The organism is Mycobacterium sp. B14F4, from assembly GCF_039871645.1.
In the GTDB taxonomy this organism is placed as follows: domain Bacteria; phylum Actinomycetota; class Actinomycetes; order Mycobacteriales; family Mycobacteriaceae; genus Mycobacterium.
Genome location: NZ_JBDPMF010000003.1, coordinates 193,031 through 219,701, shown reverse-complemented (window position 1 = coordinate 219,701; position 26,671 = coordinate 193,031). Strand labels below are relative to the sequence as shown.

Sequence of the window (26,671 nt, the reverse complement as noted above, 5' to 3'; positions counted from 1 at the left end):
TGCTGGACCGCGACGTGGCCGACCGGCGCTAACGTGGTGGGCGATGAGGCATACATCGTTGTCGAGAACCGTCGCGCTGCTGGCGACCGCCGCCGTCGTACTGGCCGGATGTGGCGGTGACAAGCGACCGGAGCCGACGAGGCAACCGCCGACCGCCCCGACCGGTACCAGCCCGGCTGCCACCGAGTTCGCAACCTCCCTGGCGCGGCGGACCACCGGCGACGCCCTGTACGCCCATCTGGCCAAACTGCAGGAGACCGCCGACAACAACGACGGCAACCGCGCCCTCGGTACGCGCGGCTATGACGCCAGCGTCGACTATGTGGCTAACGCCCTCCGCGACAAGGGTTTCGACGTGCAGACCCCGCAATTCGAGGTGCGGCTACCCTTCGCCGACGAACCCGCGCTAACCGTCAACGGGGCGAAGATCACGGCGAAACCCCTGAACTTCACCATCGGCACCCCACCCGAGGGGGTTTCCGGCCCGCTGGTGCTCGCCCGCGTCGAGGACTCGCCGGGGTGCACGGCCACCGACTACGACGGCCTGCCCGTACGCGGCGCCATCGTGCTGGTTGACCGCGGCGTCTGCCAGTTCTCCGAGAAGGAGGCGGCCGCCTCCGAGCGCGGCGCTGTGGCACTCATCGTCGCCAACAACGAGATCGAGGACGAGATGGGCGGCACACTCGGCGAGGAAACCGACGTGAAGATTCCCGTCATCAGCGTCACCAAGGAATCCGGGGAACGACTGCGGGCCGACCCCGGCCAGACCACCATCAAGCTCAACGCCGGGGTGCGTGTGGAGCAGACCCGCAACGTCATCGCCCAGACGAAGACCGGCGACACCGGCAACGTCGTCATGGTCGGCGCCCACCTCGACAGCGTGGCCGACGGGCCCGGCATCAACGACAACGGTTCCGGCGTGGCCGCCGTGCTGGAGACCGCGCTGCAACTCGGCGCTTCCCCCGAGGTGAATTACGCCGTGCGCTTCGGGTTCTGGGGCGCCGAGGAAGTCGGCTTGCTCGGGTCGAACAACTACCTGCAATCGCTGGATCTCGAACAGCTGAAAGACATTTCCTTGTACCTGAACTACGACATGCTCGCATCGCCGAACCCCGGGTACTTCACCTACGACAGCGACCTGTCCGCGCCGCCCGATCCCAACGGCGGAGGTGCCAGCCGCATCCCCGAAGGTTCCGCAGGCATCGAACGCACCCTGGTCGCCTACCTGAATGCCGCCGGCAAGCCGGCCGAGGACACCGAATTCGACGGCCGCTCCGATTACGACGGCTTCGCCATGACGGGCGTCCCCGTCGGGGGAGTGTTCACCGGCGCCGAGGCCAAGATGACCCCCGAGCAGGCCCAGCGCTGGGGCGGCGACGCCGATGAGCCCTTCGATCCCAACTACCACAAAGAGTCGGACACCTTGGAGAACATCGACCGCACCGCGCTCGAGATCAACGGCGCGGGCGTGGCATACACCGTGGGCGTCTACGCACAAGACCAAGGCGGACGCAACGGTGTCCCGATCCGCGACGACCGCACGCGCCACCCGCTCGCATCATGAGACGGTGGGTGGCGGTAATCGGGGTCGTCGCGGTACTGACGGCATGCTCGTCGGGCGATTCCGACCCGGCGGCCGACGCCCTGGCTCGAGAGCTGGCGGCGGCGGTCACCGCGGACGGTATGTACACGCACCTGCGAAAGCTTCAGGAGATCGCCGACGCCGACAACGGCACCAGGGCCGAGGGCACACCCGGCTACGACTCCAGCATCGACTACGTCGCGCAGTTCCTGCGCGACAAGGGCTTTGATGTCTTTACCCCGGAGTTCGAGGTGCTCGACCGCACGGAGGGTGGCAGCCCTTCACTACGGGTGTCCGGACGCACCTTCCGTGCCGACCAGGCCTCCCTGTTGATCACCACGCCGCCCGGGGGGCTGAACGCCCAGGCGCTGCGGCCCCAGAAGGCGGCCGGCTGTCGGACCGCCGACTACGGCGGTAGGTCGGTCAAGGGCGCAATCGCCGTCGTCGACGACACCGGCTGCTCGGTCGTCGACAAACAGAACGCCGCGGTGTCCGAAGGGGCCGTCGGGCTGCTCATCGTCAACACCCAGGGAACCAGCGGCAGCCCGCCCGGGCTGTTCACCCCCGGCTACTACCAGGAGCTCACCCTGCCCGTCGGTGTAATCAACCCCGACGCCGACGCCGCCCTGCGCCGCACCAACGCACCCGTGCGCCTGATCCTCGACAGCAAGCCCGTCATGAAGAAGACTCGAAACGTCGTCGCACAGACCAAGACCGGGTACACCGGAAACATCGTCGTGGCCGGCGCACACCTCGACAGCGCGGCCACGAGCCCCGGCGTCAACGACGACGGGACCGGGGTTGCCGCGCTGCTGGAGACGGCAGCCGCGTTGGGTGCGGAACCGCAGATCTCCAACGCCGTGCGCTTCGCGTTCTGGGCGTCGGAGGAGAACGGACATGCGGGTCCGACGAGATACGTCCACAGTCTGTCGCGGGACGAACTGACCGACATCGCGCTCTACCTCAACTTCGACATGCTCGGCTCGCCGAACGCCGGCTATTTCACCTACGACGGCGACCAGTCCGCGCAGCCCAACCCCGAGATTCCGCTGCGGTCGGTGCCGGAGGGATCGGCGGGCATCGAACGGACGCTCGCCGGCCACCTCAACGCCGCTGGGGTTCGCCCCGCCGACATGCCGCTGGCCAAGGCCACCGACTACTACCCCTTCCTCACGGCCGGAATTCCGATCGGTGGTCTGACCGCGGGCGCGTCCCAGCAGAAAACCGAAGTGCAGGCCCGCCTTTGGGGCGGCAAGGCGGGGATCCCGTTCGACCCGAACTACCGCACGCCGCGCGACAAGATCGACACTGTCGACCGCAAGGCGCTGTCGGTGCTCGGCCCGGCCGTGGCCTTCGCCGTCGGTGCCTACGCGCAGGCGGTCGACGGGGTCAACGGTGTTCCGCCTCGGGATCAACGGCAGCGGCTCGCTCGCTAGCCGGCCGCAGACCCAGCAGTCGCATGCCGTGGTACACCACGAGCGCGGCGATCGATCCCAGCGCGATTCCGGTGAACGTCAAACTGCCTGCATGCCAGGTGAAGTCGGCGATCCCGACGATCAACGGGATCGCCGCCGTCATCTGGTTCAGCGGCTTGGCGAAGTCGACCCGGTTGGTCAACCAGATCCGCACCCCGAGGACTCCGACCAGCCCGTAGAGCACCACCGTGGCACCGCCGAGCACGCCCGCGGGGATCGCGGAGATTGCCGCGCCGACCTTCGGGCACAGCGACAACACGATCGCGACGGCCGCCGCAACCCAGTACGCCGCAGTCGAATACACCCGTGTCGCCGCCATCACGCCGATGTTCTCGGCGTACGTCGTGGTCGCCGACCCGCCGCCGAACCCGGCGAGGGTGGTCGCCACGCCGTCGGCCGCCAACGCCCGCCCCATCACCGGGTCGACGTCGGTCGCGGTCATCTGGCCGACCGACTTGACGTGGCCGATGTTCTCGGCCACGAGCGCGATCACCGCGGGCAGGAACATGGGCAACACCGCCAGCGTGAAGGTCGGCGTCTGGAACTCGGGCAGGCCCACCCAGGGGGCCGCCGCGATGGCCGCCGTGTCGACATCGCCGAGGATCAGCGCCAGCACGTAACCGGTGACCACCGCCAGGAAGATCGCCAGACGCCCGATGATGCCGCGGAAGAAGGCGAGCGCCGCCACCAGCAGCACCAGGGTCACGAGGCCGACGAGCGGGCCCTTCTCGAAGTTCGCCTTCGCCGCGGGCGCGAGGTTGAACCCGATCAGCGCGACGATCGCGCCGGTCACCACAGGCGGCAGTGTCACGTCGATCCAGTGCGTGCCGACCAGGTGCACCACCGCGCCGATCGCGATCAGCGCAAGCCCCACCGCCACCAGTCCGCCCAGCGCGCTGCCGGTCCCGTGCGACGCTACGGCCGCGGTGACCGGCGCGATCACCGAGAAGCTCGACCCGAGGTAGCTGGGCAACCGGTTGCCCGTGATGAGCAGGAACAGCACGGTGCCGACACCGGAGAACAGCAGGGTGGTGGCGGGCGGAAAGCCGGTCAGTACCGGCACCAGGAAGGTGGCGCCGAACATGGCGACCACATGCTGGGCGCCGAGACCTACGGTGCGGCCCCAACCGAGGCGTTCGTCGGGCGCGACGACGAAGTCGTCATCCGGTCGGGCGTCGACCTGTTTCCATGTCAGCGGAATCACGGTGCATATCTTTGTCCGTGAACGCTCATTACACCGACGGAGCCGCCTAGGTCGCGATGCGACGGACACCGTAGACCGCGGCGCCCACGAGGACGACGGCCGTGCCCGCGAGCACCGCCGTCGCCGGCAGGGTGAAGGCCAGGAGCAGGCAGCCCGCCAGCCCGAGGGCCGGAATCACCCTGCGGCCCAGCGTGAACGCGGCGGCATTGGCGATCGCGTAGTAGAGCAACACCGCGAACGACGAGAATCCGATCGCCCCTCGCACGTCGACCAGCGCCGCAACCGTCGCCACCACCGCCCCGACCGCGATCTCGGCGCGGTGCGGGCTGTTGAATCGCGGGTGCACGGCCGCCAGTGCGGGCGGCAGGTGGTGGTCGCGAGCCATCGCCAGCGTCGTGCGCGACACCCCGAGGATCAACGCCAGCAGCGAGCCCAGCGCGGCCACCGCCGCGCCCGCCCGGACGACGGGTTCGAATGCGGGATGTCCGGCCGCGGCCACCGCGTCGGCCAGCGGCGCGGTCGCCGCCGCCAGCGCTTCGCTGCCCAGTGCGGCGATGACGGCGACCGCGACGACGGCGTACACGACGAGGGTGATGCCCAGCGCGATGGGGATCGCCCTCGGGATGGTGCGGGCCGGATCGCGGACCTCTTCACCGAGCGTGGCGATGCGCGCGTATCCCGCGAACGCGAAGAACAACAACCCGCCGGCCTGCAGCACTCCGCTCACCGTGACATCGGATCCGAAGGCCAGTCGCGCGCCGTCGGGCGCGCCGAAGCCGGCGATGACCACGACGACCGCGGCCAGCACCGCGAGCACGACCGCGACGATGACCCGGGTCAACATCGCCGACTTCTGGATCCCCGCGTAGTTCACGGCGGTCAGCGCGACGACGGCAGCCACCGCCACCGCGTGCGCCCATTGGGGCCAGACGTAGTAGCCGACGGTCAGCGCCATCGCCGCACACGACGCGGTCTTGCCGACCACGAAGCTCCATCCCGCCGCGTAGCCCCAGAACGGGCCGAGGCGTTCGCGGCCGTAGACATAGGTCCCGCCGGACTGTGGGTACAGCGCGGCAAGCCGCGCCGACGAGGTGGCGTTGCAGTAGGCGACGACCGCGGCGGCGGCCAGGCCGATCAGCAACCCCGAGCCGGCCGCGGCCGCGGCGGGCGCCAGTGCGACGAAGACGCCCGCGCCGATCATCGAGCCCAGCCCGATGACCACCGCGTCGAAGGTGCCGAGCCGCCGCTGCAGCGCAGGGCCGTTCGGCGGCGTGCTCACGGCGAGAATGCTAGATCAACTGTTGTCGCGGTGCGGCACCAGAGATTCGCGGGCCGAGGTGGCGGCAGAGGCCACGAGCACGGCGAGCAGTACCGCTCCGCTGAGGACCGCCATGGGTACGGTCCACATCCGCCGCAGAAGCAGGGCGGTCTCGCACTGCTCGACGTAGCTCTGGCCGCCGACCGCCGCCGCCGACTGGGTCAGATCGGTGACATAGCCCGTTCCGCACTCGATCTGAAAGCCGTACTGGTCGTAGGAGTCCAGGTAGACCGGGAAGTTCAGCGCCAGCAGGCTGACGGCCAGCACCACCGCGGACACGATGCCGGTGTAGGCGAGTCGATGATGTCGGTCCTGCATGGTGGTCCCCCGTTCATGTCATGCAGACGTCGGCGAACAGCAGAACCGGCCACGACACGATCGAGCCGAGATAGGAGACGATCAGGTCGAGGCCGGCCATCTGTGCCAGGTGTTCGGTGTGCGTGGTCGCCCAGAACGCACCGACGATCAGGTAGGGCGTGCCGACGACCAGGGCGACGACGATCAACTCGCCGACCGTCACCTGAAAGCCGAGCAGCCTGCGCAGCGCGCTGAGCATCCCATTATGTTAATGGGCATTCTGCGCTAGATCACACCATTGTCGATATTTTGCAGACCAAGTGGGCCGATATGTGGGTCGGCTACCGGTTGCGTGCGGCGTTGCCGGCCAGGTAGGCGAGGTAGCCGAAGGTGCCGAGGACCGCCAGCTTGCGGGTCTTGTGCGCCGCCAGACCGAGCCCGATGGCGGTCTCGATGCCGCCGTTGAGGTAGATGTACTGACGGGTGTTGCGCGGAAACGCCTGTGCCGTGACGGACTCGAAGAGCTGTGGTTTCACGAAGTGCGACAGGCCGACGCCTGCGAGGCCCAGTCCCGCCAATGTGGCCGCGCGCGAACCGCTTCCCGAATCCTGTGTCACGGCTGTCGTTTCCTTCCTGTCACGCGATCTGGTAATCGCTCAACGGATACTGCGAGGCTTCCTTGATGGCCTGTCGGGTGGCCATCGGCCGCAGCAGCGTCGCCTCCCCGCTCGGGTTGAAGTAGTACGACCGCGACGTCGCGCAGTTGCCGACGGTGAACACCGAATCGCCGATCAACTCCGTCATCCGGTCCAGGTAACGGGTGTTGGCCTGCTCGGTCACCTCGAACGTCGTCGCCCCGCGGCGCTTGACCTCGCCGAACAGCCGTTCCATGTGGCGCATCTGGTATTCCATGGTGTTGAAGAAGTTCAACCCGAGAAACGCGTAGGGGCTGGCCAAACTCAGCAGGTTCGGGAAGAGGGGCATCGAGACGCCCTGATAGGCCTGGAACCTGGTGTCGCGCCACCACTTTCCGAGGTTACGGCCTTCGCGGCCGACGATCTCGATGGCCGGGAAGTTCGCCTCCCACAGGTCGAACCCGGTGGCGAGCACCAGCGTGTCGATCTCGGTCTTGGTTCCATCGTTGGCGACGATGCCGTCGGGCTCGATGCGCTCGATCCCCGAACTCTGCAGGTGCACATGGGACTTGGTGAACACCCGGTAGTAGCTGTTGGAGAACGTCGGGCGCTTGCAGCCGAAGTCGTAGTCCGGCGTCAGCTGCCTGCGCAGTTCCGGATCCCTGATCGAGAAGAAGCGGTGCATCTTGGCCAGGTCGGAGGCGGTGATGTTGAGGCGCCGGAACAGGGTCTGGCGGTGGTGCAGTCCGACGAAGATGAAGAACTCGTACAGCGCGTCGGTGACCATCCGGATCGCCCGCTGCGTCAGCGGCACGCGGGCGAACAGCCGCTTGGCCCGCTCAGAGATCGGGAAGTCGAGTTTGGGCACCACCCAGATCGGGGTCCGCTGGTAGACCGTCAGGTCGGCGGCCTTCTTGGCCAGTTCCGGAATCAGCTGCACGGCCGTCGCACCGGTTCCGATGATCGCGACGCGGCGACCGTCGAGGTCATAGGTGTCGTCCCATGCCGTGGTGTGGATGACCTTGCCCTCGAAACCGGTGATGCCCGGGATGTCCGGGGTGTGCGGCTGCGACAGGAAACCGGTCGCCGTGATTAGGTAGCGCGTGCTCAGCGTCTGCCCGCCGGCCAGCGCGACCCGCCACACCTTGGCATCCTCGTCCCACCGGGCGCTCTCGACGGTGGTGTTGAACCGCATGTGCCTGCGCACGTCGTACTTGTCGGCGACGTCGTCGGCGTACTGCTTGATCTCGCTGCCGGCGGAGAACAGGCGCGACCAGTTGGGGTTCGGTTCGAAGTAGTAGGAGTAGGTGGTGGTGGGCACGTCGACGGCCAGGCCGGGGTAGTGATTGACGTGCCAGGTGCCACCGAGGTCGTCCTCCCGGTCGAGGATGACGAAGTTGTCGTAGCCCATCCGCTTGAGCTGGATGGCCGCGCCGATACCCCCGAAACCGGCGCCCACGATGACAGCGTCGAATCGCTCCGAAGTCATGCCCGCACGGTACCCCAGGTACCGCGAACATCAGCGACGGCTCAGCCCTTGATCGAGCCCGTCCTCGGCGGGTCAAGCGTCGCGATGCAGGTGACGGCGCGGTCGCCCTGCGCCCACGTTTCGGCAGTGGGATAGAGCACGTACATCTGGACGGTGTCGTCCTCCATCGCTGCGGGTGAGTAGCTGGCCAGTTCGGGGCTGCACCTGTCGGTGTACTCGTCGATCGCGGCCTGGCCGGGGAAGTCCCCCTCGGGCATCAGCAACACGGCGAAGACCTCTCCGGCGTGCGGTTCCTCGCAGCCGATCGTCTGCACGGTCATCACCCGCGTGTCGCCGGGGATCTCGGACAGGCAGTCGCCCACCTTGACGTCGGTCGCGGTGACGGTGCCGTTGCCAAGGACGAGGAAGAAGATGACGGCGATGATGGCCACTCCGACCCACAGCGCGGACAGCACCAGACCGGCGATCGCCAGCCCTCGCCCGCCCTGGCCCTCCTTCGCCTTTTTCAGGCCCACGATGCCGCAGACCACGCTGATGACGACGCCGCCGATCAATCCGAAGACCAGCGCGAGGATCGCCCAGACGTTCGTCTTCTTCTCTGCGGGCGGCTGCCCGTAGTACCCGGGCGCGTCCTGCGAGTAGTAGGGCGGCGGAGGAGGTGGTGGATACGACGCGGCGGGCGGCGGCGGGTAGGGGTTCGGCTGCTGCTCGCCGTAGGGGGTCGACGGAGGTCCGTGCGGCGGCGGCGGAGGGCCCGGGGGCGTTGTCACGCGAGCACAGTAACGCGGCCGCTGCGGTTTGGCTGCGGATCGACGTGCGGGTCCCTAGCGCGCAGCCAACAGGCGCAGGGCAGCGTCGACCGCGACTGCGGGCACATCGAGGTTCTTTGAGCCGAGGTCGTGTCGGGCACCGGTGATCTCGACGACCTCGGTGCGGGCATCGACCAGGCCCGCCGCTTGCCGCAGTTCGTCGATGGAACCGAACGGGTCCGCGGTGCCGTGCGTGAACACCGTCGGCACCGCGATCAGCGGCAGGTGTTCGGTGCGCGCGCGCTCCGGCTTGCCCGGCGGGTGCAGTGGATAGGAGAACAGTGTCAAGACGTCGACGTCCGCGGCGCGCTCGGCCACCGCCATCGAGGTCATCCGGCCGCCGTAGGAGTGTCCGCCCGCGACGACGGGACCGTCGGCCAACGTGCGCGCGAGCGCGACGGCCTCGACCACGCCCGCCTGGTCGGACGTCGCGGAGCCCGAGGGCGGCCCCTTGGGGCGTCGCCGCCGGTAGGGCAGGTTGTAGCGCACCGCGAGCCAGCCGCGGCGGGCCCACTCGTCGCAGATCTTCTTGAGCAGCGGCGCTTCCCGGCTGCCGCCGGCGCCGTGGGTGAGCACGACGACACCGGCGGGCGTGCCATCGGGTTCGTGGGCGATACCCGCGATCTGCTCGAGTGTCACTCGCCCAGCCTGAACAGCGCCGACACCGGACCGTGGCCGTGCCCCAACGGGTATGCGGCGCGCAGACATTCGGTCACCCAGCGCTTGCCGAACGCGACGGCGTCCGGCACGGAGTATCCGTGTGCCAGCGCGCTGGCCACGGCGGCCGCCAAGGTGTCTCCCGCGCCGTGATCGTGGCCGGTGTCGATGCGGGTGGCGTGGAACTCGTGGAACTCGGTGCCGTCGAAGAGTAGGTCGGGGCTCTGCGTCGACGACCGCAGATGACCACCCTTCACCAGGGTCCACTGCGGTCCCAGCGCATGCAGTGCGCGGGCCGCCTCCCGCTGCGTGGCGTCGTCGACGACCTCGATGCCGACGAGCAGGCGAACCTCGTCGAGGTTCGGTGTCACCAGCGTCGCCAGCGGGAACAGTTGCCGTTTCAGCGAATCGAGCGCGCTGGGATGCAGCAGCGGATCGCCGTGCATCGAGGCGCACACCGGGTCGACGACCAAGGGCACCGTGCCCGTCAGTCCCAGCCGGCGCCAGGCGTCGGCCACCGTGTCGATGATCTCCGAGGACGCCAGCATGCCGGTCTTGGCTGCCTGCACGCCGATGTCGGTCGCCACCGCGTCGATCTGGCCCGCGATGACCTCCACCGGGATTTCGTGAAAACCCTTGACGCCCATCGAGTTCTGCACCGTCACCGCGGTGACCGCCACCAGACCGTGCACCCCGAGCAGCGCGAAGGTGCGCATATCGGCCTGGATGCCGGCGCCGCCGCCGGAATCCGACCCGGCGATCGTCATCACCCGCACCGGTGTGGTGCCCGGTTCGGCCAGCGGCAGGTAGGTCATGCCAGCGGCAGGTACACGCGGTTGCCGTGTTCGGCGAACTCCCTGGACTTCTCGGCCATCCCCTCTTGGAGGGCCGCCTCGATCGCCTCCTCGCTGTCGAGGCCGTGTTTGGCGGCGTAGTCACGGACGTCCTGCGTGATGCGCATGGAGCAGAACTTCGGGCCGCACATCGAGCAGAAGTGCGCGGTCTTGGCGGGCTCGGCGGGCAGAGTCTCGTCGTGGAACTCGCGCGCGGTGTCGGGGTCGAGCGACAACGCGAACTGGTCGTTCCACCGGAACTCGAAGCGGGCCCGCGACAGCGCGTCGTCGCGTTGCTGTGCGTGCGGGTGTCCCTTGGCGAGATCGCCTGCGTGCGCGGCGATCTTGTACGCGATCACCCCGTCCTTGACATCCTTGCGGTCCGGCAGGCCGAGGTGTTCCTTCGGGGTGACGTAGCACAGCATCGCGGTGCCGGCCTGGGCGATGATCGCCGCGCCGATCGCACTGGTGATGTGGTCGTAGGCCGGCGCGATGTCGGTGGTCAGCGGGCCCAAGGTGTAGAACGGCGCCTCCTCGCACAGCTCTTCCTCGAGTCGCACGTTCTCGACGATCTTGTGCATCGGGACGTGGCCCGGCCCTTCGATCATCACCTGCACGCCATGCGATTTCGCGATCTTCGTCAACTCGCCCAGGGTGCGCAGCTCGGCGAACTGGGCGGCGTCGTTGGCGTCGGCGATCGAGCCCGGCCGCAGACCGTCACCGAGCGAGAACGTCACGTCGTAGCGCTGCAGGATCTCGCAGAGCTCGTCGAAGTGGGTGTAGAGGAACGACTCCCGGTGATGTGCCAGGCACCACGCGGCCATGATCGACCCGCCGCGGCTGACGATGCCGGTGACGCGCTTGGCGGTCAGCGGCACGTAGCGCAGCAACACGCCGGCATGCACGGTCATGTAGTCGACGCCCTGCTCGCACTGCTCGATCACGGTGTCGCGGTACATCTCCCACGTCAGCTCCGCCGGATCGCCGTTGACCTTCTCCAGCGCCTGGTAGATCGGCACGGTGCCGACGGGCACGGGCGAATTGCGCAGGATCCACTCGCGGGTCATGTGGATGTCCTTGCCCGTGGACAGGTCCATGATCGTGTCGGCGCCCCACCGCGTGGCCCACACCATCTTGTCGACCTCTTCGGCGATCGAGCTGGTGACCGCCGAATTGCCGATGTTGGCATTGACTTTCACCGCGAAGGCCTTACCGATGATCATCGGCTCGGACTCCGGATGGTTGTGGTTGGCGGGGATCACCGCGCGGCCGGCGGCGACCTCGTGGCGGACCGACTCGGCGGGCACTCCCTCGCGCTCGGCGATGAACGCCATCTCCGCGGTGATCTCTCCGTTGCGCGCGCGCTGCAGCTGCGTGCCGCGGTCTCGCACGACGCCAGGACGCGGTGGTAGACCCGCGGTCAGGTCCAGCACCGCATCCGGATCGGTGTACGGGCCGGACGTGTCGTACAGATCCAGATGCTCACCGTTGGACAGGTGCACCCGGCGGAACGGCACCTTCGCCCCCGGAACTCCGTCGAGATCGCGGTAGACCTTGGTGCTGCCCGCGATGGGGCCGGTGGTCACGGACGGGTTGACGGCAGTACTCGTCATTTCTGTCATTCTCCCTACGCCGGCATTACCCGGTCAGGTTCGTACGGTCGACGGGCCCACCCGTCCTCTCAGCGCACTTGGTGTGCGCTCCCGTGTGCGGACGCTAGCCACGCTAGCGCAGCCCCGGCCCGTGGGGGAGGAGGGAATGCGAATTGCTCGCAGATGCTTTATATAGCTAATATATGTGTTTTGTGCGCCTGTGGCGCCATGGATCCGTAAGCGAAGTGGATGACGACTGAAGCGACGAAGCCCCCGGTGGCGACCGGCGCCGCGTCCGTGGCTCACGCTCACCCGTCCTACAAGTGGATAGCGCTGTCGAACACCACGCTGGGCACGCTGCTGGCGACGATCAACGCGTCGATCGTGCTGATCTCCCTGCCCGCGATCTTCCGCGGCATCGGACTCAACCCGCTGGCACCGGCCAACGTGAGCTACCTGCTGTGGATGCTGATGGGCTACCTGGTGGTGACGGCCGTGCTGGTCGTGTTGTTCGGTCGGCTCGGCGACATGTTCGGCCGGGTTCGGATCTACAACATCGGGTTCGCGGTCTTCACCGTCGCGGCGATCGCGCTGTCGTTCGATCCGTTCCACCTCGACGGCGGCGCGATCTGGCTGATCGCATGGCGGGTGGTGCAGGGCGTCGGCGGCGCCATGCTGATGGCGTCGTCGTCGGCGATTCTCACCGACGCGTTCCCCGCCAACCAGCGCGGCATGGCGCTCGGCGTCAACATGGTCGCCGCGGTGGCCGGGTCTTTCCTCGGGCTCCTGATCGGCGGTGTGCTGGCCGAGTGGGACTGGCGTGCGATCTTCTGGGTGGGCGTGCCGATCGGCATCCTCGGCACCGTCTGGAGCATGCGCTCGCTCAAGGAGGTCGGCGTGCGCACGCCCGGGCAGCTGGACTGGGCGGGCTGCCTGGCATTCGGTGTCGGGTTGACCGTGCTGCTGGTCGGCATCACCTACGGCATTCAGCCGTACGGGAATTCGAGTACCGGCTGGACCAACCCGTGGGTGCTCGGCGCGATCGCCGCGGGCGTGCTGCTGTTGGCCGGCTTCTGCTTCATCGAGTTGCGGGTGGCGCAGCCGATGGTCGACGTCCGGCTGTTCAAGTCCACGGCGTTCGGCATGGGCAACCTCGCCGGGCTGATGTCGTCGGTCGGTCGGGGCGGTCTGCAGTTCATGCTCATCGTCTGGCTGCAGGGCATCTGGCTTCCGTTGCGCGGCTACGAGTTCGAGTCGACGCCGCTGTGGGCGGCGATCTACATGCTGCCGATCACCGTCGGCTTCCTGATCGCCGGACCGATCGCGGGATCGCTGTCCGACCGTTACGGCGCCAGGCCGTTCACGGTCGGTGGGATGGTGCTGATGGGCGTCTCGTTCATCGCGCTGGTGATGATCCCCGTCGACTTCGACTACTGGGTGTTCGCTCTGCTGATCTTCCTCAACGGTTTCGGCGGCGGGATCTTCACCGCCCCGAACACCGCGGCGATCATGTCGAGCGTGCCGCCGGCCCAACGCGGGGCGGCATCGGGGGTGCGGGCGACGTTCTTCAACGCCGGCTCGTCGCTGTCGATCGGGATCTTCTTCTCGCTCATGATCGTCGGCCTGGCCAACACGCTGCCCGGTGCGCTGAGCACGGGACTGCAGGAGCAGGGCGTCTCGGCGTCGGTGGCACACGAGGTGGCCAACCTGCCGCCGGTCGGCAGCCTGTTCGCCGCGTTCCTGGGCTACAACCCGATGGCCGAACTGCTCGAGCCCTATCACGCGCTGCAGCAACCGGGCGTCAACGTCGAGGTGCTGACGGGGCAGACCTTCTTCCCGCAGCTGATCACCGAACCGTTCCACGCCGGCCTGGTCGTGGTGTTCGTCGCCGCCGCGGTGATGATGGTGATCGGACTGATCGCGTCGCTGTTCAACCCGGGCCGTTACGCCGAGCAGGATTGACGGCTATCCCAATTCGACTAGGACGGGTGCGTGATCGCTGGGCGCTCCGATCCGGTCCTTGCCGCTCTTGCGCTCGTCGCGGACGATCTCGGCGTGCGTGACGCGCTGGGCAAATGCCGGTGAGCCGAGGATGAAGTCGATGCGCATGCCCCGGTTCTTCGGGAACCTCAGCTGCGTGTAGTCCCAGTAGGTGAATACGGCCGGTCCCGGTGCGAATGGCCGCACCACATCGGTGAAACGCGCCTCGACGATTGCGTCGAACGCCGCGCGTTCCGGTTCGGTGACGTGGGTGCTGTTGCGGTAGAACTCCACGCTCCACACGTCCTCGTCGGTCGGCGCGATATTCCAGTCACCCATCATCGCGATCTGTGCCGCCGGATCGTCCGAGAGCCACTTCTGGGCTGTATCACGCAGAGCGGCAAGCCATTCCAGCTTGTACGCGTAGTGCGGCGACCCGACGAAGCGACCGTTGGGCACATACAGGCTCCACACCCGCACCCCGTTGCACGTCGCGCCGAGGGCCCGAGCCTCGGCGGCCGCTTCGATGTCCGGTTTGTCGCTCCAGGTCGGCTGGCCTTCGAACCCGACCTGCACGTCCTCGATGCCGACCCGGGAGGCGATCGCCACACCGTTCCATTGGTTGAACCCGCAGTGCGCCACCTCGTAGCCGGCGGCGAGGAACGGCATGTAGGGGAACTGTTCGTCGGAGCACTTGGTCTCCTGCATGGCCAGCACGTCGACGTCCGCCCGCTCCAGCCAGTCCGCGACGCGATCGACCCGGGCCCGAATCGAGTTCACGTTCCAGGTGGCGATTCGCACCCCACCGACACTACTGAGGCGGCGATTGTCGCCGCACCCAGCCTGGTTCGCCGCCAACTACCATTTACCACCCTTCTGAAGCGTCTCGGCCGAGAGGTATCGAGAGTGGTGCTGGATGTGGAAGCCCATCGACTCGAAAAGGGTTGCTGCGGCGTGGTTGTCGGTCAGCACCTGCAGATAGGCGCGTGTCGCGCCGTGCTCGGCGCCCCATGCCAGCAGAGCGGCGCACAGCCTGCGGGCATGGCCATGACGGCGTTGCGATTCATCGACCCGCACCGCCGACAGCCCGACCCACCGTGTGCCATCGGGGGAGGCAGTGACCGCCGCGCGTCCGACGGCCGCACCGCCAATCGATCCGAACACCGCCTCGCCGTCGACCACCGCCGTCAGCACCTCGACCGGGACATCCCGTTGGTAGACCCGCAGCCACTCGTCGTCCGGGACGGCGGCCAGCGTCACCCCGTCGGCAGCTTCCGCCTCGGCGGCCACGTCACACGTCATCACCACGGTGTCGAGGTGCGGCTCGCCGCGCCACAGCCGGAACAACCTGTCCGGGATCGACAGCCACGGCGCCAGTCCCCGCTCGGCGTACCACTCGACGATGGCCGGCAGCGCCGACGCGTCGGCGTCGAAACCCAACGGCACGGCCGAGTTGCCGCGGTGTGTGTGACCGTCGGCGGCGCGCAGCAGCCAGCCGTCGAGCCATCGGTGCTCGAGACCCGGCCACGCCAGCGCCGCGGCATGTTCGAGGTTGCGGATGTCGGCGGTGCGCACCGGCGCGGCGGGGAGCACCTTCATGATCACCACGTCGTCGGCCCCGACGTCGACGATGTCACCGTGCTTCGTCTGCACCCGAAGTGTCGGGCCTGCCTCGACCAGATGGCCGACCACATCGGTCAGCGGCGGCGAGGTGCCGGCGGGCAGTCGGTAGCGGATGATCACCCGCGACCCCAGAGAGGGGAAACGCATCAGTGACTTCAGTGGCCGAACGGGTCGGGGTCCTTGCCGGGCATCCACGTCAATCCCGGCACGCCCCAGCCGTGTGACTTCACCGTTCGCTTGGCGCTGCGGGCATGTCGGCCGACCAACCGATCCAGATACAGGAAGCCGTCGAGATGGCCGGTCTCGTGCTGCAGCATCCGGGCGAACAGTCCCGTGCCCTCCAGCGTGACCGGTGCGCCGTCGGCGTCCAGTCCGGTGACCCGGGCCCAGTCCGCCCGGCCCGTCGGAAACGACTCCCCGGGCACCGACAGGCAACCCTCGTCGTCGTCGTCGTCATCGGGCATCGTCTCGGGCACCTCGGAGGTCTCCAGCACCGAGTTGACGACAACTCCGCGCCGCCGCGTCGTCCTGCCGCGCTCCTCGGCGCAGTCGTAGACGAACACCCGCTTCGAGACGCCGATCTGGTTGGCGGCCAAACCCACACCGTTCGCGGCGTCCATCGTGTCGTAGAGATCGGTGATCAGGTCCGCCAGATCGGCGGGCAGCGAACCGTCGTCGCCGACGGGAATCGGCTCGGTCGCGGTGTGCAGGACCGGATCTCCTACGATGCGAATGGGTACGACGGCCATTCGGCAAGCTTAAGTGGGCAAGCATTGCGTGCAGACTCGCGGGCATGTCTGACGCGTCAGGGTGCAAACCCGTGATTGAATGAGCGCCGAACTACAGCGATGTCATTTGTCGGAAGGGTCCACAAGCGATATGGACGGCGCGATCGCGCGGACTGAGCAATCTGGGGACGACTCTGATCTCTCCGACGGGCTGACCCGTCGCGAGCACGACATCTTGGCCTTCGAGCGACAGTGGTGGAAGTACGCCGGCTCAAAGGAAGACGCCATCAAGGAACTCTTCTCGATGTCGGCCACCCGCTACTACCAGGTGCTGAACGCGCTGGTCGACCGCCCGGAGGCGCTGGCGGCGGACCCCATGCTGGTCAAGCGGCTACGTCGGTTGCGGGCAAGCAGGCAGAAGGCGCGGGCGGCGCGGCGACTCGGCTTCGACGTCACCTGAGTCCTCCTGCGTCTTCGGTGCCGGCGGCGCATCTCGATAAGGTGGGCGCAATGAACCAGCGAGACTCGTCCGGCCTGCCTCTTCGTGCCATGGTCATGGTGCTGTTGTTTCTGGGCGTGGTGTTCCTGTTGGTCGGCTTCCAGGCGATGGGCTCCGGCGATGACGAGGGCGACGCGCAGTCGCCGATCGCCACGACGACCATGACGAGCACCCCGACCAGTTCGCAAGCTCCCGAAGCGGCCCGGGCCGACGTGCGGGTCTTCAACATCTCGGAGGTGCCGGGCGCTGCCGAGGGGGTGGCGAACCGCCTGCGCGACGCCGAGTGGAACGTCACCGAGACCGGGAACCTGCAACTGCCGGACGTCACAGCCACCACGGTCTACTTCAGCGACGCGCCGGGCGAGCGCGAAGCCGCCGAGGAGGTGGGCCGACTGCTCGAGGCTCCGGTCGAACCACGCGTGCCCGAGCTTGCCGACCAGCCACCGGGCGTGGTGGTAGTGGTCACCGGCTAGGCTCTGCTTCATGCTCAAGACCGTTGCTGCCGCTGCTGCGTTCGTTGTGCCCGCACTCGCGTTGAGTGCCTGTTCCGCACCCGAGACACCCAGTAGTACGCCCGGCACCACGCCGTCGATCTGGACCGGTTCCCCAGCACCGTCCGCACCGCCCGGCGAAGACGGCGGTCCGGCGGCGGAGGGCCAGGCCGAGAGCCAGCCCAGCGGTGAGAAGCTGACCGCCGAGTTGAAGCTGGCCAACGGCACCCCGGTTGCCACGGCGGAGATCCAGTTCACCGGTGACTACGCGACGGTCACCGTGCGGACCACGGCGCCAGAAGAGTTGACGCCCGGCTTCCACGGCATGCACATCCACCAGGTCGGCAAGTGCGAGGCCAACTCGGTCGCCCCGGCCGGCGGCGCGCCGGGCAACTTCAACTCTGCGGGTGGGCACTTCCAGGTGCCGGGCCGCAGCGGTCACCCCGCCAGCGGCGACCTGTCGTCGCTTCAGGTGCGCGAGGACGGCTCCGCGATGCTGGTGACGACGACGGACGCGTTCACCGCCGAGGAACTGACCGACGGCGAAGGCACCGCGATCATCATCCACGAGAAGGCGGACAACTTCGCCAACATCCCACCGGAGCGCTACCAGCAGGTCAACGGCGATCCGCCGCCGGACCAGGCCACTCTGGCGACCGGTGACGCCGGCGCTCGGGTGGCATGCGGTGTTATCCGTACCGGCTAGCAGCCGCATCGATTTCATCGGCTCGCCCCGGCCGACGGTCGGGGTCGAGTGGGAGTTCGCTCTCGTCGACGCGGAAACCCGCGGCCTGAGCAACGAGGCCACCGGGGTCATCGAAGAACTCGGCGAGAACAATCCGCGCGTGCACAAGGAGCTGCTGCGCAACACCGTCGAGATCGTCACCGGCATCTGCGAATCCGTACCGGAGGCGATGGAGGACCTGCGCACCACTCTGGGCACGGCGCGCCAGATCGTCCGCGATCGCGGTATGGAGTTGTTCTGCGCGGGCACGCATCCGTTCGCGAAGTGGTCCCCGGGAAGCCTGACCGACGCACCGCGTTACGCCGAGCTGATCAAGCGCACCCAGTGGTGGGGCAGGCAGATGCTGATCTGGGGTGTGCACGTGCACGTCGGAATCTCCTCGGCGCACAAGGTGATGGCGATCATCACCTCGTTGCTCAACCACTACCCGCACCTGCTGGCGCTGTCGGCGTCGTCCCCGTTCTGGGACGGCGAAGACACCGGCTACGCCTCGAACCGGGCGATGATGTTCCAGCAGCTGCCGACGGCCGGGTTGCCGTTCCATTTCCAGACGTGGGCGGAGTGGGAGCGCTTCGTGCACGACCAGAAGAAGACCGGGATCATCGATCACATGAACGAGATCCGTTGGGACATACGGCCTTCCCCGCACATCGGCACGGTCGAGGTCCGGATCTTCGACGGCGTCTCCAACCTGCGGGAGCTGGGCGCGCTGGTGGCGTTGACGCACTGCCTGATCGTCGACCTCGACCGTCGACTCGAGGCCGGCGAGAGGCTGCCGGCCATGCCGCCCTGGCACGTGCAGGAAAACAAGTGGCGCGCAGCGCGTTACGGTCTCGACGCGGTCATCATCCTGGACGCGGACAGCAATGAGCGGTTGGTGACCGAGGATCTCGACGATCTGCTGAACCGCCTCGAGCCGGTCGCGCGGTCACTGCACTGCGCCGACGAACTCGCTCGTGTTGCCGACATCTATCGGACCGGCGCGTCGTATCAGCGGCAACGCCGTGTCGCCGAGGAGCACGACGGCGACCTGCGGGCGGTGGTCGACGCGCTCGTCGCGGAGTTGGACATCTAGCCATGGCCGCCGTCCCGATGTTCCCGCTGCAGGTGGCCATGCTGCCCGGCGAGGAGCTGCCGCTGCGCATCTTCGAACCACGTTACGCCGCAATGGTTTCCGACTGTCTCACGCTGGACGATCCGGCATTCGGCGTGGTGCTGATCGAGGCGGGCCGTGAGGTCGGCGGCGGCGACATGCGCAGCGACGTCGGTGCGCTGGCCCGCATCGCCGAATGCGCGGACTTCGGCGACGGCCGTTACCGGCTGCGGTGCGTGATGGGCGAGCGGATCCGGGTGCTCGAGTGGCAACCGGACAACCCGTACCCGCGGGCCGCGATCGAATCATGGCCGGACCAGCCCGGCGCCGCCGTCGACATCGACGCCATCCGCGACGTCGAGGACCGCGTGGTCGCGCTGTTCGAGCGGATCGCCGCCGCGCGCGGCGCCGAGGTCAACGCCCGTGACATCGTTGCCGGCGCCGACGCTTCCGGTGATGTCGGAAAGTGGTTGTACGCGTTGACCTCCCGACTGCCGATGGGCCAGGCCGACCGCTACGCCGTGCTGGCCGCGCCGAGCGCCGCCGAGCGACTGGCGGCGCTGCGCGACGCCGTCGAGACCGTCACCGCGATGGTCGAGTTCCAGCTGTCCGCGGGGGAGTGACGGGCTTTCCGGCGCGGCGGCTAGACCGGCAGCCGGCCCTCCACGAAAGCCGTTCGCGGCGTGCTGTCGTCGGCTTCGCCCGCGGCGCAGCGGCCGTAGCGGTCCATCAGGTCGGCGGCCGCGATCGACGTCACCTCCCAGCCGCGCCCGGCGAGCCAGTCGACCACCCCGGTGCGTTCCTCGGTGAGCCCGCCGCCGAAGTCCTCCACGGCCACCCGGCTTCCGCGCGCGCTGAGATCGTGGATTCGCTCGAACAACAGGTCCTGGCCCTCCGCGGGCATCTGCGCCAGCAGGTTCTCGGCAGCCCACGCGGTCGGTTCGGTCGTGTCGAAACCCCCGCCGCGCAGCGCATCCGGCCAGTCGTCACGCAGGTCGACGGGCACGGCGACCCAGCGAGCGCCGGGCGTCGCTTCGTGCCGGTGCAGCACTTCGGCCTTGAACGCCAACACCTTCGGCTGGTCGATCTCGAAGACTACGCTGCCGCCGACCCAGGGCAGTCGCCACGCGCGTGCATCGAGTCCCGGCGCCAGGATCACCGCCTGGTCGATACCGTTCGCTCCGGCGGCGATGAGGAACTCGTCGAACCACTTGGTGCGCGACGCCGCATATCCGCCGATGACCCGGAGCCGCTCGAGCAGGTGTGCGGGCGGCAGCTGCCAGCCCCGCTCCGCGGCGGCGTCGACGAACAGCTGCGCGTAGGGGTCGGTGAAGAGCGGACACTCGGTGTCCTGCTCCTGCGCCCGCGACCAAGCGACAGCCAGCGCCGCCGCGCCGGCGCTCGCGGCGATGTCCGAGCTGTCGTCGTCAGTCCTGACCATTGCCTTCTGATTCCCCGTGCTGGACGAAGTCAAGCATTTCGTCGGTGGTCAGCAGGTCGTCGCGGATGTTCTGCTCGCGGTACGCGAGTTGGCCGACACGGTTGGCCACCACCGGCGCGGTGATGACGGTGAACAGTCCGGTCAGGAGGAGCATGCCGACGTCGCTGTGCCCGCGTAGCCGGATCGCGGCACCGGCGAGCACCAGCAGCAGACCGAGCACCTGCGGCTTGGACGCCGCGTGCATTCGGGTCAGCGTGTCGGGGAACCGCACCACACCGAGGGCGGCGGTGAGTGCCAGCGTCGAGCCGCCGAGCACCAGCACGCTGGTGATGATGTCGAGGGTGTTCATCGCGAACCCCGATCCGCTCGGGGCTCTTCGACGTCGGGCACCCGGAATCGAGCGACGCTGACCGAGCCGACGAAGGTGATGAGAGCCAGTGCGGTCAGGCCGTAGGTGACCGTGGTGTCGAGACTGTAGGCCGCCCACGTGCCGACACCGCACATCGTCACCGCGATCAGGGTGTCGACGGCCACCAGGCGGTCGAGGGTGCTCGGCCCGGCCAGCAGCCGGAACGTCGTGAGCGCCGCCGCGGTGATCAGCATGACAGCGGCGATGATCCAGACGACGGTCATGCGCTCTCCTGGGACGATGCCGGGCGCCAGTCGGCGCCGCGTTCGAAGCTCGCGATCAGAAGCTGTTCGATCACGCGGATCTGACGGTAGAACTGAGCCACCGCACGATCGGAACCGATGTCGATGACGTGCATGTACAACGCGCGCCGTGCCGTGTCGATCTCCAGCACGATGGTGCCCGGAATGAGGTTGAAGATGTTGACCGCCAACGCAAGTACCAGATCCGACTTGACCCCGACATGCGCCCGCATCACCGCCGAGAGTGGCGGTTTGCGGCGCAGCGCAAGGGAAGCGACCTGTACCGACGACAGGATGAGGTAGTAGAAGACGGTGGCGATCAAGCGGAGCAGGGACAGCGGATGGACCCGGCCCTCTACCGGCACGGCGGGCAACGGCAGTAGCACTGTGATCAGCAGAGCCACCGCGAGTCCCGACAGCACGTTGGCCGCCGACAACGTACCCCACAGCAGCACCCACACCAGGATCAGCCAGCAGATCACCCACGCCCGCAACGCGATTCGTCTCATCGGTTACCCACCACCGCGGTGATGTACTGGCTGCGGTCGAGCACCTCGGCCGATGCGCGACTGCTGTAGGCGAAGATCGGTCCGGCGAACACCGTCAAGGCCAGCCCGACCGCGATCAGCGCGCCCGTCGGTGCCACCATTCCGGCCGGCATCCGCCCCACATGATCGCGGTCGACGAACTGGATGTCCTCCGGTTCGTCGAGCAACGCCGACGGGGCGGCTCCGGACAGATGTCCTTCCGGCGCGTCCGCGCGCGTCCGCCAGAATGCCTTGGTCCACACCCGCGTCACCACATAGAGCGTCAGCAGGCTCGTCATCACGCCGCCGCCGACCAACACCCACGCCAGCACCGATCCGTCCTGGGCGCCGGCCTCCAGCAGCGCCACCTTGCCGACGAAGCCGGAGAACGGCGGGATACCACCGAGATTGAGTGCGGGCACGACGAAGACGAACGCCAGCAGCGGGCTGGCCGCGGCCAGGCCGCCGAGTCGCTGCATCGTCGACGCCCCGGCCTGGCGCTCGATCAGCCCGACCACCAGGAATAAGGTGGTCTGCACGACGATGTGGTGCGCCACGTAGTAGATGGCGCCGGACATGCCGAGTTCACTGGACAATGCGATGCCGAACACCATGTACCCGATGTGGCTGACAAGGGTGAAGGACAGCAGCCGTTTGATGTCGCTCTGGGCGATGGCCCCGAGGATGCCGACCAGCATGGTCAGCAGCGCCGCGACCAGTAGCACCCGGTCGAGTCCGCCGCTGGGGAACAGCAGCGAGTGCGCTCGGATGATCGCGTACACACCGACTTTGGTGAGCAGGCCGGCGAACACGGCGGTGACGGGGGCGGGCGCGGTCGGATAGCTGTCGGGCAGCCACGCCGACAGCGGGAACACCGCGGCCTTGATACCGAACGCCACCAGCAGCACCGCGAACAGTGCGGAGCGGGTGCCCTCGCTGACTCCGTCGAGCCTGACGGCGACCTCGGCCATGTTGAGCGTGCCCGTCGCGGCGTAGACCAACCCGATGCCCAACAGGAACACCAGCGACGACACCATCGACACCATCACGTACGAGATCCCAGCGCGCACACGGTCTTTGCTGGCGCCGATGGTGAGCAATACGTAGCTCGCGGACAGCAGCACCTCGAACCCGACGAACAGGTTGAACAGGTCACCGGCGAGAAAGGCCGTGCACACGCCCGCGGACAGCACCAGATATGTCGGTAGGAAGATCGACACGGGCTGGCGCTCGTCGCCGTCGCGGATGCCCTGCCCGATGGCGTAGAACACGACGGCCAGCAGGACGATCGACGACACCACCAGCATCAGCGCCGACAACCGGTCGACGACGAGCGTGACGCCCAGCGGTCCCATGCCCGGCACGCTCTGTCCCCAGCCGCCGACGTTGAGGACGAGGGTGCCGTCGCGGTCGGCGAGGTAGAGCAGTGCGAAGCAGACAACGACGACGACAGACAGCGCGGCCAGCGCGATGGTCCGCTGCAATCGCGGCCGGCGCCCGGCGATCAACGTCGCCGCGGCGGCGATGCTCGGAACGAGCACCGGCAGCGGTGTCAGCACCGTCGCGAGACTCATTTGGATCCCTCGTATCCCGGCAGCGCGTCGAGTTCGTCGGGCAGCTCCGTGTCGCGGGCCCGGTCCGACCGGGGGCGGTCCTCCTCGATGGCCGTCGTGTCCAGGGCGGCCATCTCGGATACCTTGGCGTCTTCGGGGTCGTCGCCGACATCTTCCTCGGTGGTCAACTGGTACGACCGGTACGCCAACGCCAACACGAAAGCCGCCACGCCCATCGTGATCACGATGGCAGTGAGGATCATGGCCTGAGCCAACGGATCCGCGGTGATGGTCTGGCCGTTGCTGGTGCGTCCCCGGATCGGCGGGTTGCCCGACGGTGAGCCGACCACGAGGATCAGGAGGTTGACGGCGTTGCTGATGAGCAACAGGCCCAGCAACATTCGCGTCAGCGTGCGTTCGAGCAGCAGGTAGACCCCGGCGCTGGTGAGTCCACCGATCAGGACGAGTGGGACGAACGAGGTGGTCATCGCGCACCCGCCATGGTCTCGAGGCGCTGGGTCATCTCGATGTCGATACGCGCCCCCAGGCTGCGCAGCACGTCGAGAACCAGGCCGACGACGATCAGGTACACGCCGAGGTCGAAGAACAGCGACGTGACGAACTTGACCGTGCCGAGCACCGGCACCTCGAACTGAATCAGCGCCGACGACAGCGCCGGGGCGCCCATGAGCAGCGAGGCCAGCGCCGTCCCGACCGACAGCGTCAGGCCGGCGCCCAGGATCTTGCCGGCGTCCACCGGCAGGGTTTCGCCGATCTCGTACCGTCCGCCGGCCAGGTAGCGCAGCACCAGCGCCAGGCCCGCCATCAACCCGCCGGCGAATCCGCCGCCCGGGGTGTTGTGGCCGGCGAAGAAGAAGTACGCCGAGAGCACCATCATCAGCGGGAAGATGATTCTGGTGGCGACCTCGAGCACCAGCGACCGGTGCCGCGGGTCGCGCAGGCCGCTGCCGCGCAGCCAGACGATCTCACCGGCAGCAGGCCTCGTCAGCGCGTCGGCGGGCAATCCGATGTCGGGTTGTCCCGCGTCGGCGACCCGCGGTGCCGCGCCGAACCGCCTGTTGCGGAACACCATCGACGCCACGCCGGTGGCAGCGACCAGCAGCACCATGATCTCGCCCATGGTGTCCCAGGCGCGGATGTCGACCAGCAACACATTGACGGCGTTGGCGCCGTGGCCGCGGTAGTAAGCGGCGTCGGGGATCAGGGCGGCGATCGGCGCGGTGGTGCGCGCAGCCATCGCGTACACGGCAAGAGTGGTCACCGTCGCACCGACGGCGAGGGCGAGCGCGGCGCGCCACCACCGGTAGCGCCGGATGTGGGCGCGGTCTGCCTCGGCGGGCAGTGTGCGCAGCACCAACACGAAGATGACCAAAGTCAGTGTCTCGACGAGAAATTGGGTGAGTGCGAGATCGGGTGCCCCGTGAAAGGCGAAGATCGCGCCGCAGCCGTAACCCGCCACCCCGACCAGCAGCACGGCGGCCAACCGGTTGCGCATCACCATGGCGCCGAGCGCTGCGGCGAGGATGATCAGCCCGACCACCACCTGCAGCGGCGAACCCCACAGTCGGAAGTCGGGACGGTCCCGGGCGCCGAGTACCAGCACGATCACCGGGACGGCGACCAGGGTGGACAGAATCGCCGACTGAATCGCCGGGATCGAGCCGCGCTGTGTGATCGCGGTCAGCTCCACCGACCACAGGTCGAGACGCTGGACGACGCCGTCGTAGATGCGGTCGGCGTTGCCGAGCGGTTCGCGCACCGTGCGCAGCCGCTTCAACCGGCCACGGTAGACGAAGGCCGCGGTGCCGGCGACCAGCACGAGCACCGACAGCAGCAGCGGCAGCCCCAACCCGTGCCACAGGGCGAGGTAGTAGTCATTGCCGCCGGGCACCGTGTCCGAGTAGTCCTCGAGCACGTCGCCGAGACCCGTGGGCCACAACCCGAACACCAGCCCGGCCGCGGCGAGAACCGCGGGGGCGACAAGGAAAGTCAATGCCGGGCGGTGCATTTCGGCAACGCGCGTGCTGGGTTCGGGACGTCCCTTGCGGCCGAAGGCGCCGAACAGGAAGCGCAGGCTGTAGATGGTGGTGAACACCGAACCGACCACGATGCCGGTCAGCACCACGGGCGCCCAGTCGCCGAGCGTCGGGCTGTGCAGCACGGTTTCGAGGTCGGCCTCCTTGGCGACGAAGCCGAAGAACGGTGGAAGCGCCGCCATGCTCGCGGCGGCCCCGACGGCGATGAGCAGCAGCGGCTTCGCCCGGTCCCCCAGCCAGGCCAGCCTGCGGATGTCGCGGGTGCCGGTGGCGTGGTCGACGACGCCGACGACCATGAACAGCGAGGCCTTGAACATGGCGTGAGCGCACAGCATCGCCAGCCCCGCAAGCATCATGTCGCTGCCGCCCGCGCCGACCATCACCGTGATCAAGCCCAGTTGGCTGACCGTGCCGAACGCCAGAATCAGCTTGAGGTCGTACTCGCGCACCGCCCGCCAGCCGGCCATCAGCATGGTCACCAGGCCGAGGGTGACGACGACGGGGCGCCACACAGGGTTGTCGGCGAACCCGGGTGTCATGCGCGCGATCAGATAGACACCGGCCTTGACCATCGCCGCGGCGTGCAGATAGGCGCTGACCGGGGTCGGCGCGGCCATCGCGCCCGGCAGCCAGAAGTGCATCGGCACGATCGCCGACTTGGACAGCGCGCCGACGAGGATCAGCGCCACCGCGACCGATGCGGCCACGCCGGTCGGCGGCGACGCGATGACCTCTGACAGCAGGTAGCTGCCCGTGCTGTTGCCGAGCACGATGATGCCGACCAGCATCGCCAGCCCGCCGAATGTCGTCACCAGCAGCGCCTGGGTGGCGGCGCGGCGGCTGGTCGCGCGCTCGGCGTAATGGCCGACGAGCAGGAACGACAGGACGGTGGTGAGCTCCCAGAACACGTAGAGCACCAGCATGTTGTCGCTGATGACCAGTCCGAACATCGCACCGGAGAACGCGACGAGTTCCGCGGCGAAGCTGGGCAGTCGGTTTTCCTTGTGGCCGTCGCGGTGGTGGAAGTAGTCGGCGCAGTAAAACAGCACCAGCGCGCCGATGCCCAGCACCAGCACGCTCATGATCGCGGCGAGCGGGTCGAAGCGCAGCGTGATGTCCATCGACAGCTCGGGCACCCACTGCACGGTGGTGGTCGTCGAGCGTCCCGGACCCGGCCAGTTCAGCGCGACCCAGATCAGCGAGCCCAGGGGCACCAGCGCCAACGGATAGAAGGCCATCCGGCCCCACCGGTAAACGAGCACGGGCGCCAATGCGGTGGCGACCGCATGCGCGAGCAGGATGGCGAGCAGGGCACTCCGATCTTCGGGACGGTCGGGGTGTCAGCCGTGTGATGGCTTTTGGTTTTTCCCAGTCTACGTGGGCGGATCGGGG

Annotated in this window: 28 protein-coding genes and 1 riboswitch; of the genes, 8 read left to right on the top strand and 20 right to left on the bottom strand. The window is 68.1% G+C overall.

The window, feature by feature from the left end:
- Positions 1 to 43 precede the first annotated feature (43 nt).
- Both ABGB19_RS10900 and ABGB19_RS10895 read left to right on the top strand, forming a co-directional pair.
- Complete coding sequence (locus ABGB19_RS10900) at positions 44 to 1,564, top strand: M28 family metallopeptidase (RefSeq protein WP_347685957.1); 1,521 nt, start codon at positions 44 to 46, stop codon at positions 1,562 to 1,564.
- Complete coding sequence (locus ABGB19_RS10895; RefSeq protein ID WP_347685956.1) at positions 1,561 to 3,018, top strand: M28 family peptidase; 1,458 nt, start codon at positions 1,561 to 1,563, stop codon at positions 3,016 to 3,018. The genes ABGB19_RS10900 and ABGB19_RS10895 overlap by 4 nt, the downstream gene beginning before the upstream one ends.
- Here ABGB19_RS10895 and ABGB19_RS10890 read toward each other — a convergent pair.
- From ABGB19_RS10890 to thiC, 10 genes are all read right to left on the bottom strand, one after another.
- On the bottom strand, positions 2,972 to 4,261 hold the full coding sequence (locus tag ABGB19_RS10890; RefSeq protein WP_347685955.1) for a solute carrier family 23 protein: 1,290 nt from the start codon (positions 4,259 to 4,261) through the stop codon (positions 2,972 to 2,974). The two genes, ABGB19_RS10895 and ABGB19_RS10890, sit on opposite strands and share 47 nt — an antisense overlap.
- A gap of 46 nt (positions 4,262 to 4,307) precedes the next feature.
- Complete coding sequence (locus ABGB19_RS10885) at positions 4,308 to 5,540, bottom strand: APC family permease (protein WP_347685954.1); 1,233 nt, start codon at positions 5,538 to 5,540, stop codon at positions 4,308 to 4,310.
- A gap of 15 nt (positions 5,541 to 5,555) precedes the next feature.
- Entirely contained in the window at positions 5,556 to 5,897 is a 342-nt protein-coding gene (locus tag ABGB19_RS10880) for a hypothetical protein (RefSeq protein WP_347685953.1), read from the bottom strand.
- A gap of 13 nt (positions 5,898 to 5,910) precedes the next feature.
- Entirely contained in the window at positions 5,911 to 6,135 is a 225-nt protein-coding gene (locus tag ABGB19_RS10875; protein WP_347685952.1) for a hypothetical protein, read from the bottom strand.
- Between the two features lie 82 nt (positions 6,136 to 6,217).
- Positions 6,218 to 6,493: a hypothetical protein gene (locus tag ABGB19_RS10870; RefSeq protein WP_347685951.1), complete on the bottom strand. Its 276-nt coding sequence runs from the start codon at positions 6,491 to 6,493 to the stop codon at positions 6,218 to 6,220.
- Between the two features lie 19 nt (positions 6,494 to 6,512).
- A complete protein-coding gene (locus ABGB19_RS10865) occupies positions 6,513 to 8,000 on the bottom strand; it encodes an NAD(P)/FAD-dependent oxidoreductase (protein ID WP_347685950.1) in 1,488 nt (495 codons plus the stop codon).
- 41 nt (positions 8,001 to 8,041) lie between these two features.
- Positions 8,042 to 8,770, bottom strand: a complete 729-nt coding sequence (locus ABGB19_RS10860) for a septum formation family protein (protein WP_347685949.1) — start codon at positions 8,768 to 8,770, stop codon at positions 8,042 to 8,044.
- A gap of 54 nt (positions 8,771 to 8,824) precedes the next feature.
- Complete coding sequence (locus tag ABGB19_RS10855) at positions 8,825 to 9,448, bottom strand: alpha/beta family hydrolase (protein WP_347685948.1); 624 nt, start codon at positions 9,446 to 9,448, stop codon at positions 8,825 to 8,827.
- Positions 9,445 to 10,281, bottom strand: coding sequence for a bifunctional hydroxymethylpyrimidine kinase/phosphomethylpyrimidine kinase (thiD, locus tag ABGB19_RS10850; protein WP_347685947.1), 837 nt, complete (start codon positions 10,279 to 10,281; stop codon positions 9,445 to 9,447). The genes ABGB19_RS10855 and thiD overlap by 4 nt, the downstream gene beginning before the upstream one ends.
- Positions 10,278 to 11,912 carry a phosphomethylpyrimidine synthase ThiC gene (gene thiC, locus ABGB19_RS10845; RefSeq protein ID WP_347685946.1) on the bottom strand — a complete coding sequence of 545 codons (1,635 nt, stop codon included), beginning with the start codon at positions 11,910 to 11,912 and terminating at the stop codon, positions 10,278 to 10,280. The genes thiD and thiC overlap by 4 nt, the downstream gene beginning before the upstream one ends.
- Positions 11,907 to 12,016: riboswitch (TPP riboswitch) on the bottom strand. Its footprint overlaps the gene before it by 6 nt.
- A 124-nt stretch (positions 12,017 to 12,140) precedes the next feature.
- On the opposite strand from thiC, the gene ABGB19_RS10840 reads away from it, so the two are divergent.
- Entirely contained in the window at positions 12,141 to 13,853 is a 1,713-nt protein-coding gene (locus ABGB19_RS10840) for an MFS transporter (RefSeq protein WP_347685945.1), read from the top strand.
- 3 nt (positions 13,854 to 13,856) lie between these two features.
- Here ABGB19_RS10840 and ABGB19_RS10835 read toward each other — a convergent pair whose 3' ends face one another.
- From ABGB19_RS10835 to ABGB19_RS10825, 3 genes are read right to left on the bottom strand one after another with little or no spacing between them, the layout of a single operon-like run.
- Positions 13,857 to 14,672 (bottom strand): exodeoxyribonuclease III, encoded by an 816-nt coding sequence (locus tag ABGB19_RS10835; RefSeq protein WP_347685944.1) that lies wholly within the window; start codon positions 14,670 to 14,672, stop codon positions 13,857 to 13,859.
- A 57-nt stretch (positions 14,673 to 14,729) separates the two neighbouring features.
- On the bottom strand, positions 14,730 to 15,641 hold the full coding sequence (locus ABGB19_RS10830; RefSeq protein WP_347685943.1) for a GNAT family N-acetyltransferase: 912 nt from the start codon (positions 15,639 to 15,641) through the stop codon (positions 14,730 to 14,732).
- A gap of 8 nt (positions 15,642 to 15,649) precedes the next feature.
- On the bottom strand, positions 15,650 to 16,243 hold the full coding sequence (locus tag ABGB19_RS10825; protein ID WP_347685942.1) for a peptide deformylase: 594 nt from the start codon (positions 16,241 to 16,243) through the stop codon (positions 15,650 to 15,652).
- Positions 16,244 to 16,373: 130 nt separating this feature from the next.
- On the opposite strand from ABGB19_RS10825, the gene ABGB19_RS10820 reads away from it, so the two are divergent.
- The 5 genes from ABGB19_RS10820 to ABGB19_RS10800 are packed head-to-tail and all read left to right on the top strand — an operon-like array spanning position 16,374 to position 19,673.
- Entirely contained in the window at positions 16,374 to 16,682 is a 309-nt protein-coding gene (locus ABGB19_RS10820) for a DUF3263 domain-containing protein (protein WP_112552466.1), read from the top strand.
- Positions 16,683 to 16,732: 50 nt separating this feature from the next.
- On the top strand, positions 16,733 to 17,194 hold the full coding sequence (locus tag ABGB19_RS10815) for a LytR C-terminal domain-containing protein (protein ID WP_347685941.1): 462 nt from the start codon (positions 16,733 to 16,735) through the stop codon (positions 17,192 to 17,194).
- Between the two features lie 10 nt (positions 17,195 to 17,204).
- Entirely contained in the window at positions 17,205 to 17,918 is a 714-nt protein-coding gene (locus ABGB19_RS10810) for a superoxide dismutase family protein (protein WP_347685940.1), read from the top strand.
- Complete coding sequence (locus ABGB19_RS10805) at positions 17,899 to 19,032, top strand: glutamate--cysteine ligase (protein ID WP_347686231.1); 1,134 nt, start codon at positions 17,899 to 17,901, stop codon at positions 19,030 to 19,032. The genes ABGB19_RS10810 and ABGB19_RS10805 overlap by 20 nt, the downstream gene beginning before the upstream one ends.
- A 2-nt stretch (positions 19,033 to 19,034) precedes the next feature.
- Positions 19,035 to 19,673 (top strand): LON peptidase substrate-binding domain-containing protein, encoded by a 639-nt coding sequence (locus ABGB19_RS10800; RefSeq protein ID WP_347685939.1) that lies wholly within the window; start codon positions 19,035 to 19,037, stop codon positions 19,671 to 19,673.
- Positions 19,674 to 19,693: 20 nt separating this feature from the next.
- On the opposite strand, the gene ABGB19_RS10795 is transcribed toward ABGB19_RS10800, so the two are convergent.
- Genes ABGB19_RS10795 through ABGB19_RS10765 form a run of 7 tightly spaced genes read right to left on the bottom strand, consistent with a single transcriptional unit; the run spans position 19,694 to position 26,589 of the window.
- Positions 19,694 to 20,491 (bottom strand): SAM-dependent methyltransferase, encoded by a 798-nt coding sequence (locus ABGB19_RS10795; RefSeq protein WP_347685938.1) that lies wholly within the window; start codon positions 20,489 to 20,491, stop codon positions 19,694 to 19,696.
- A complete protein-coding gene (gene mnhG / locus ABGB19_RS10790; RefSeq protein ID WP_347685937.1) occupies positions 20,478 to 20,840 on the bottom strand; it encodes a monovalent cation/H(+) antiporter subunit G in 363 nt (120 codons plus the stop codon). The genes ABGB19_RS10795 and mnhG overlap by 14 nt, the downstream gene beginning before the upstream one ends.
- Positions 20,837 to 21,124, bottom strand: a complete 288-nt coding sequence (locus ABGB19_RS10785; protein WP_347685936.1) for a monovalent cation/H+ antiporter complex subunit F — start codon at positions 21,122 to 21,124, stop codon at positions 20,837 to 20,839. The genes mnhG and ABGB19_RS10785 overlap by 4 nt, the downstream gene beginning before the upstream one ends.
- On the bottom strand, positions 21,121 to 21,651 hold the full coding sequence (locus ABGB19_RS10780) for a Na+/H+ antiporter subunit E (RefSeq protein ID WP_347685935.1): 531 nt from the start codon (positions 21,649 to 21,651) through the stop codon (positions 21,121 to 21,123). Before ABGB19_RS10780 ends, ABGB19_RS10785 begins: the two co-directional genes overlap by 4 nt.
- A complete protein-coding gene (locus ABGB19_RS10775; RefSeq protein ID WP_347685934.1) occupies positions 21,648 to 23,243 on the bottom strand; it encodes a Na+/H+ antiporter subunit D in 1,596 nt (531 codons plus the stop codon). The genes ABGB19_RS10780 and ABGB19_RS10775 overlap by 4 nt, the downstream gene beginning before the upstream one ends.
- The gene (locus tag ABGB19_RS10770) at positions 23,240 to 23,710 is read right to left on the bottom strand and encodes a Na(+)/H(+) antiporter subunit C (RefSeq protein ID WP_347685933.1); all 471 of its coding nucleotides are present in this window, start codon (positions 23,708 to 23,710) and stop codon (positions 23,240 to 23,242) included. The genes ABGB19_RS10775 and ABGB19_RS10770 overlap by 4 nt, the downstream gene beginning before the upstream one ends.
- The gene (locus tag ABGB19_RS10765) at positions 23,707 to 26,589 is read right to left on the bottom strand and encodes a Na+/H+ antiporter subunit A (protein WP_347686230.1); all 2,883 of its coding nucleotides are present in this window, start codon (positions 26,587 to 26,589) and stop codon (positions 23,707 to 23,709) included. Before ABGB19_RS10765 ends, ABGB19_RS10770 begins: the two co-directional genes overlap by 4 nt.
- Positions 26,590 to 26,671: the final 82 nt, after the last annotated feature.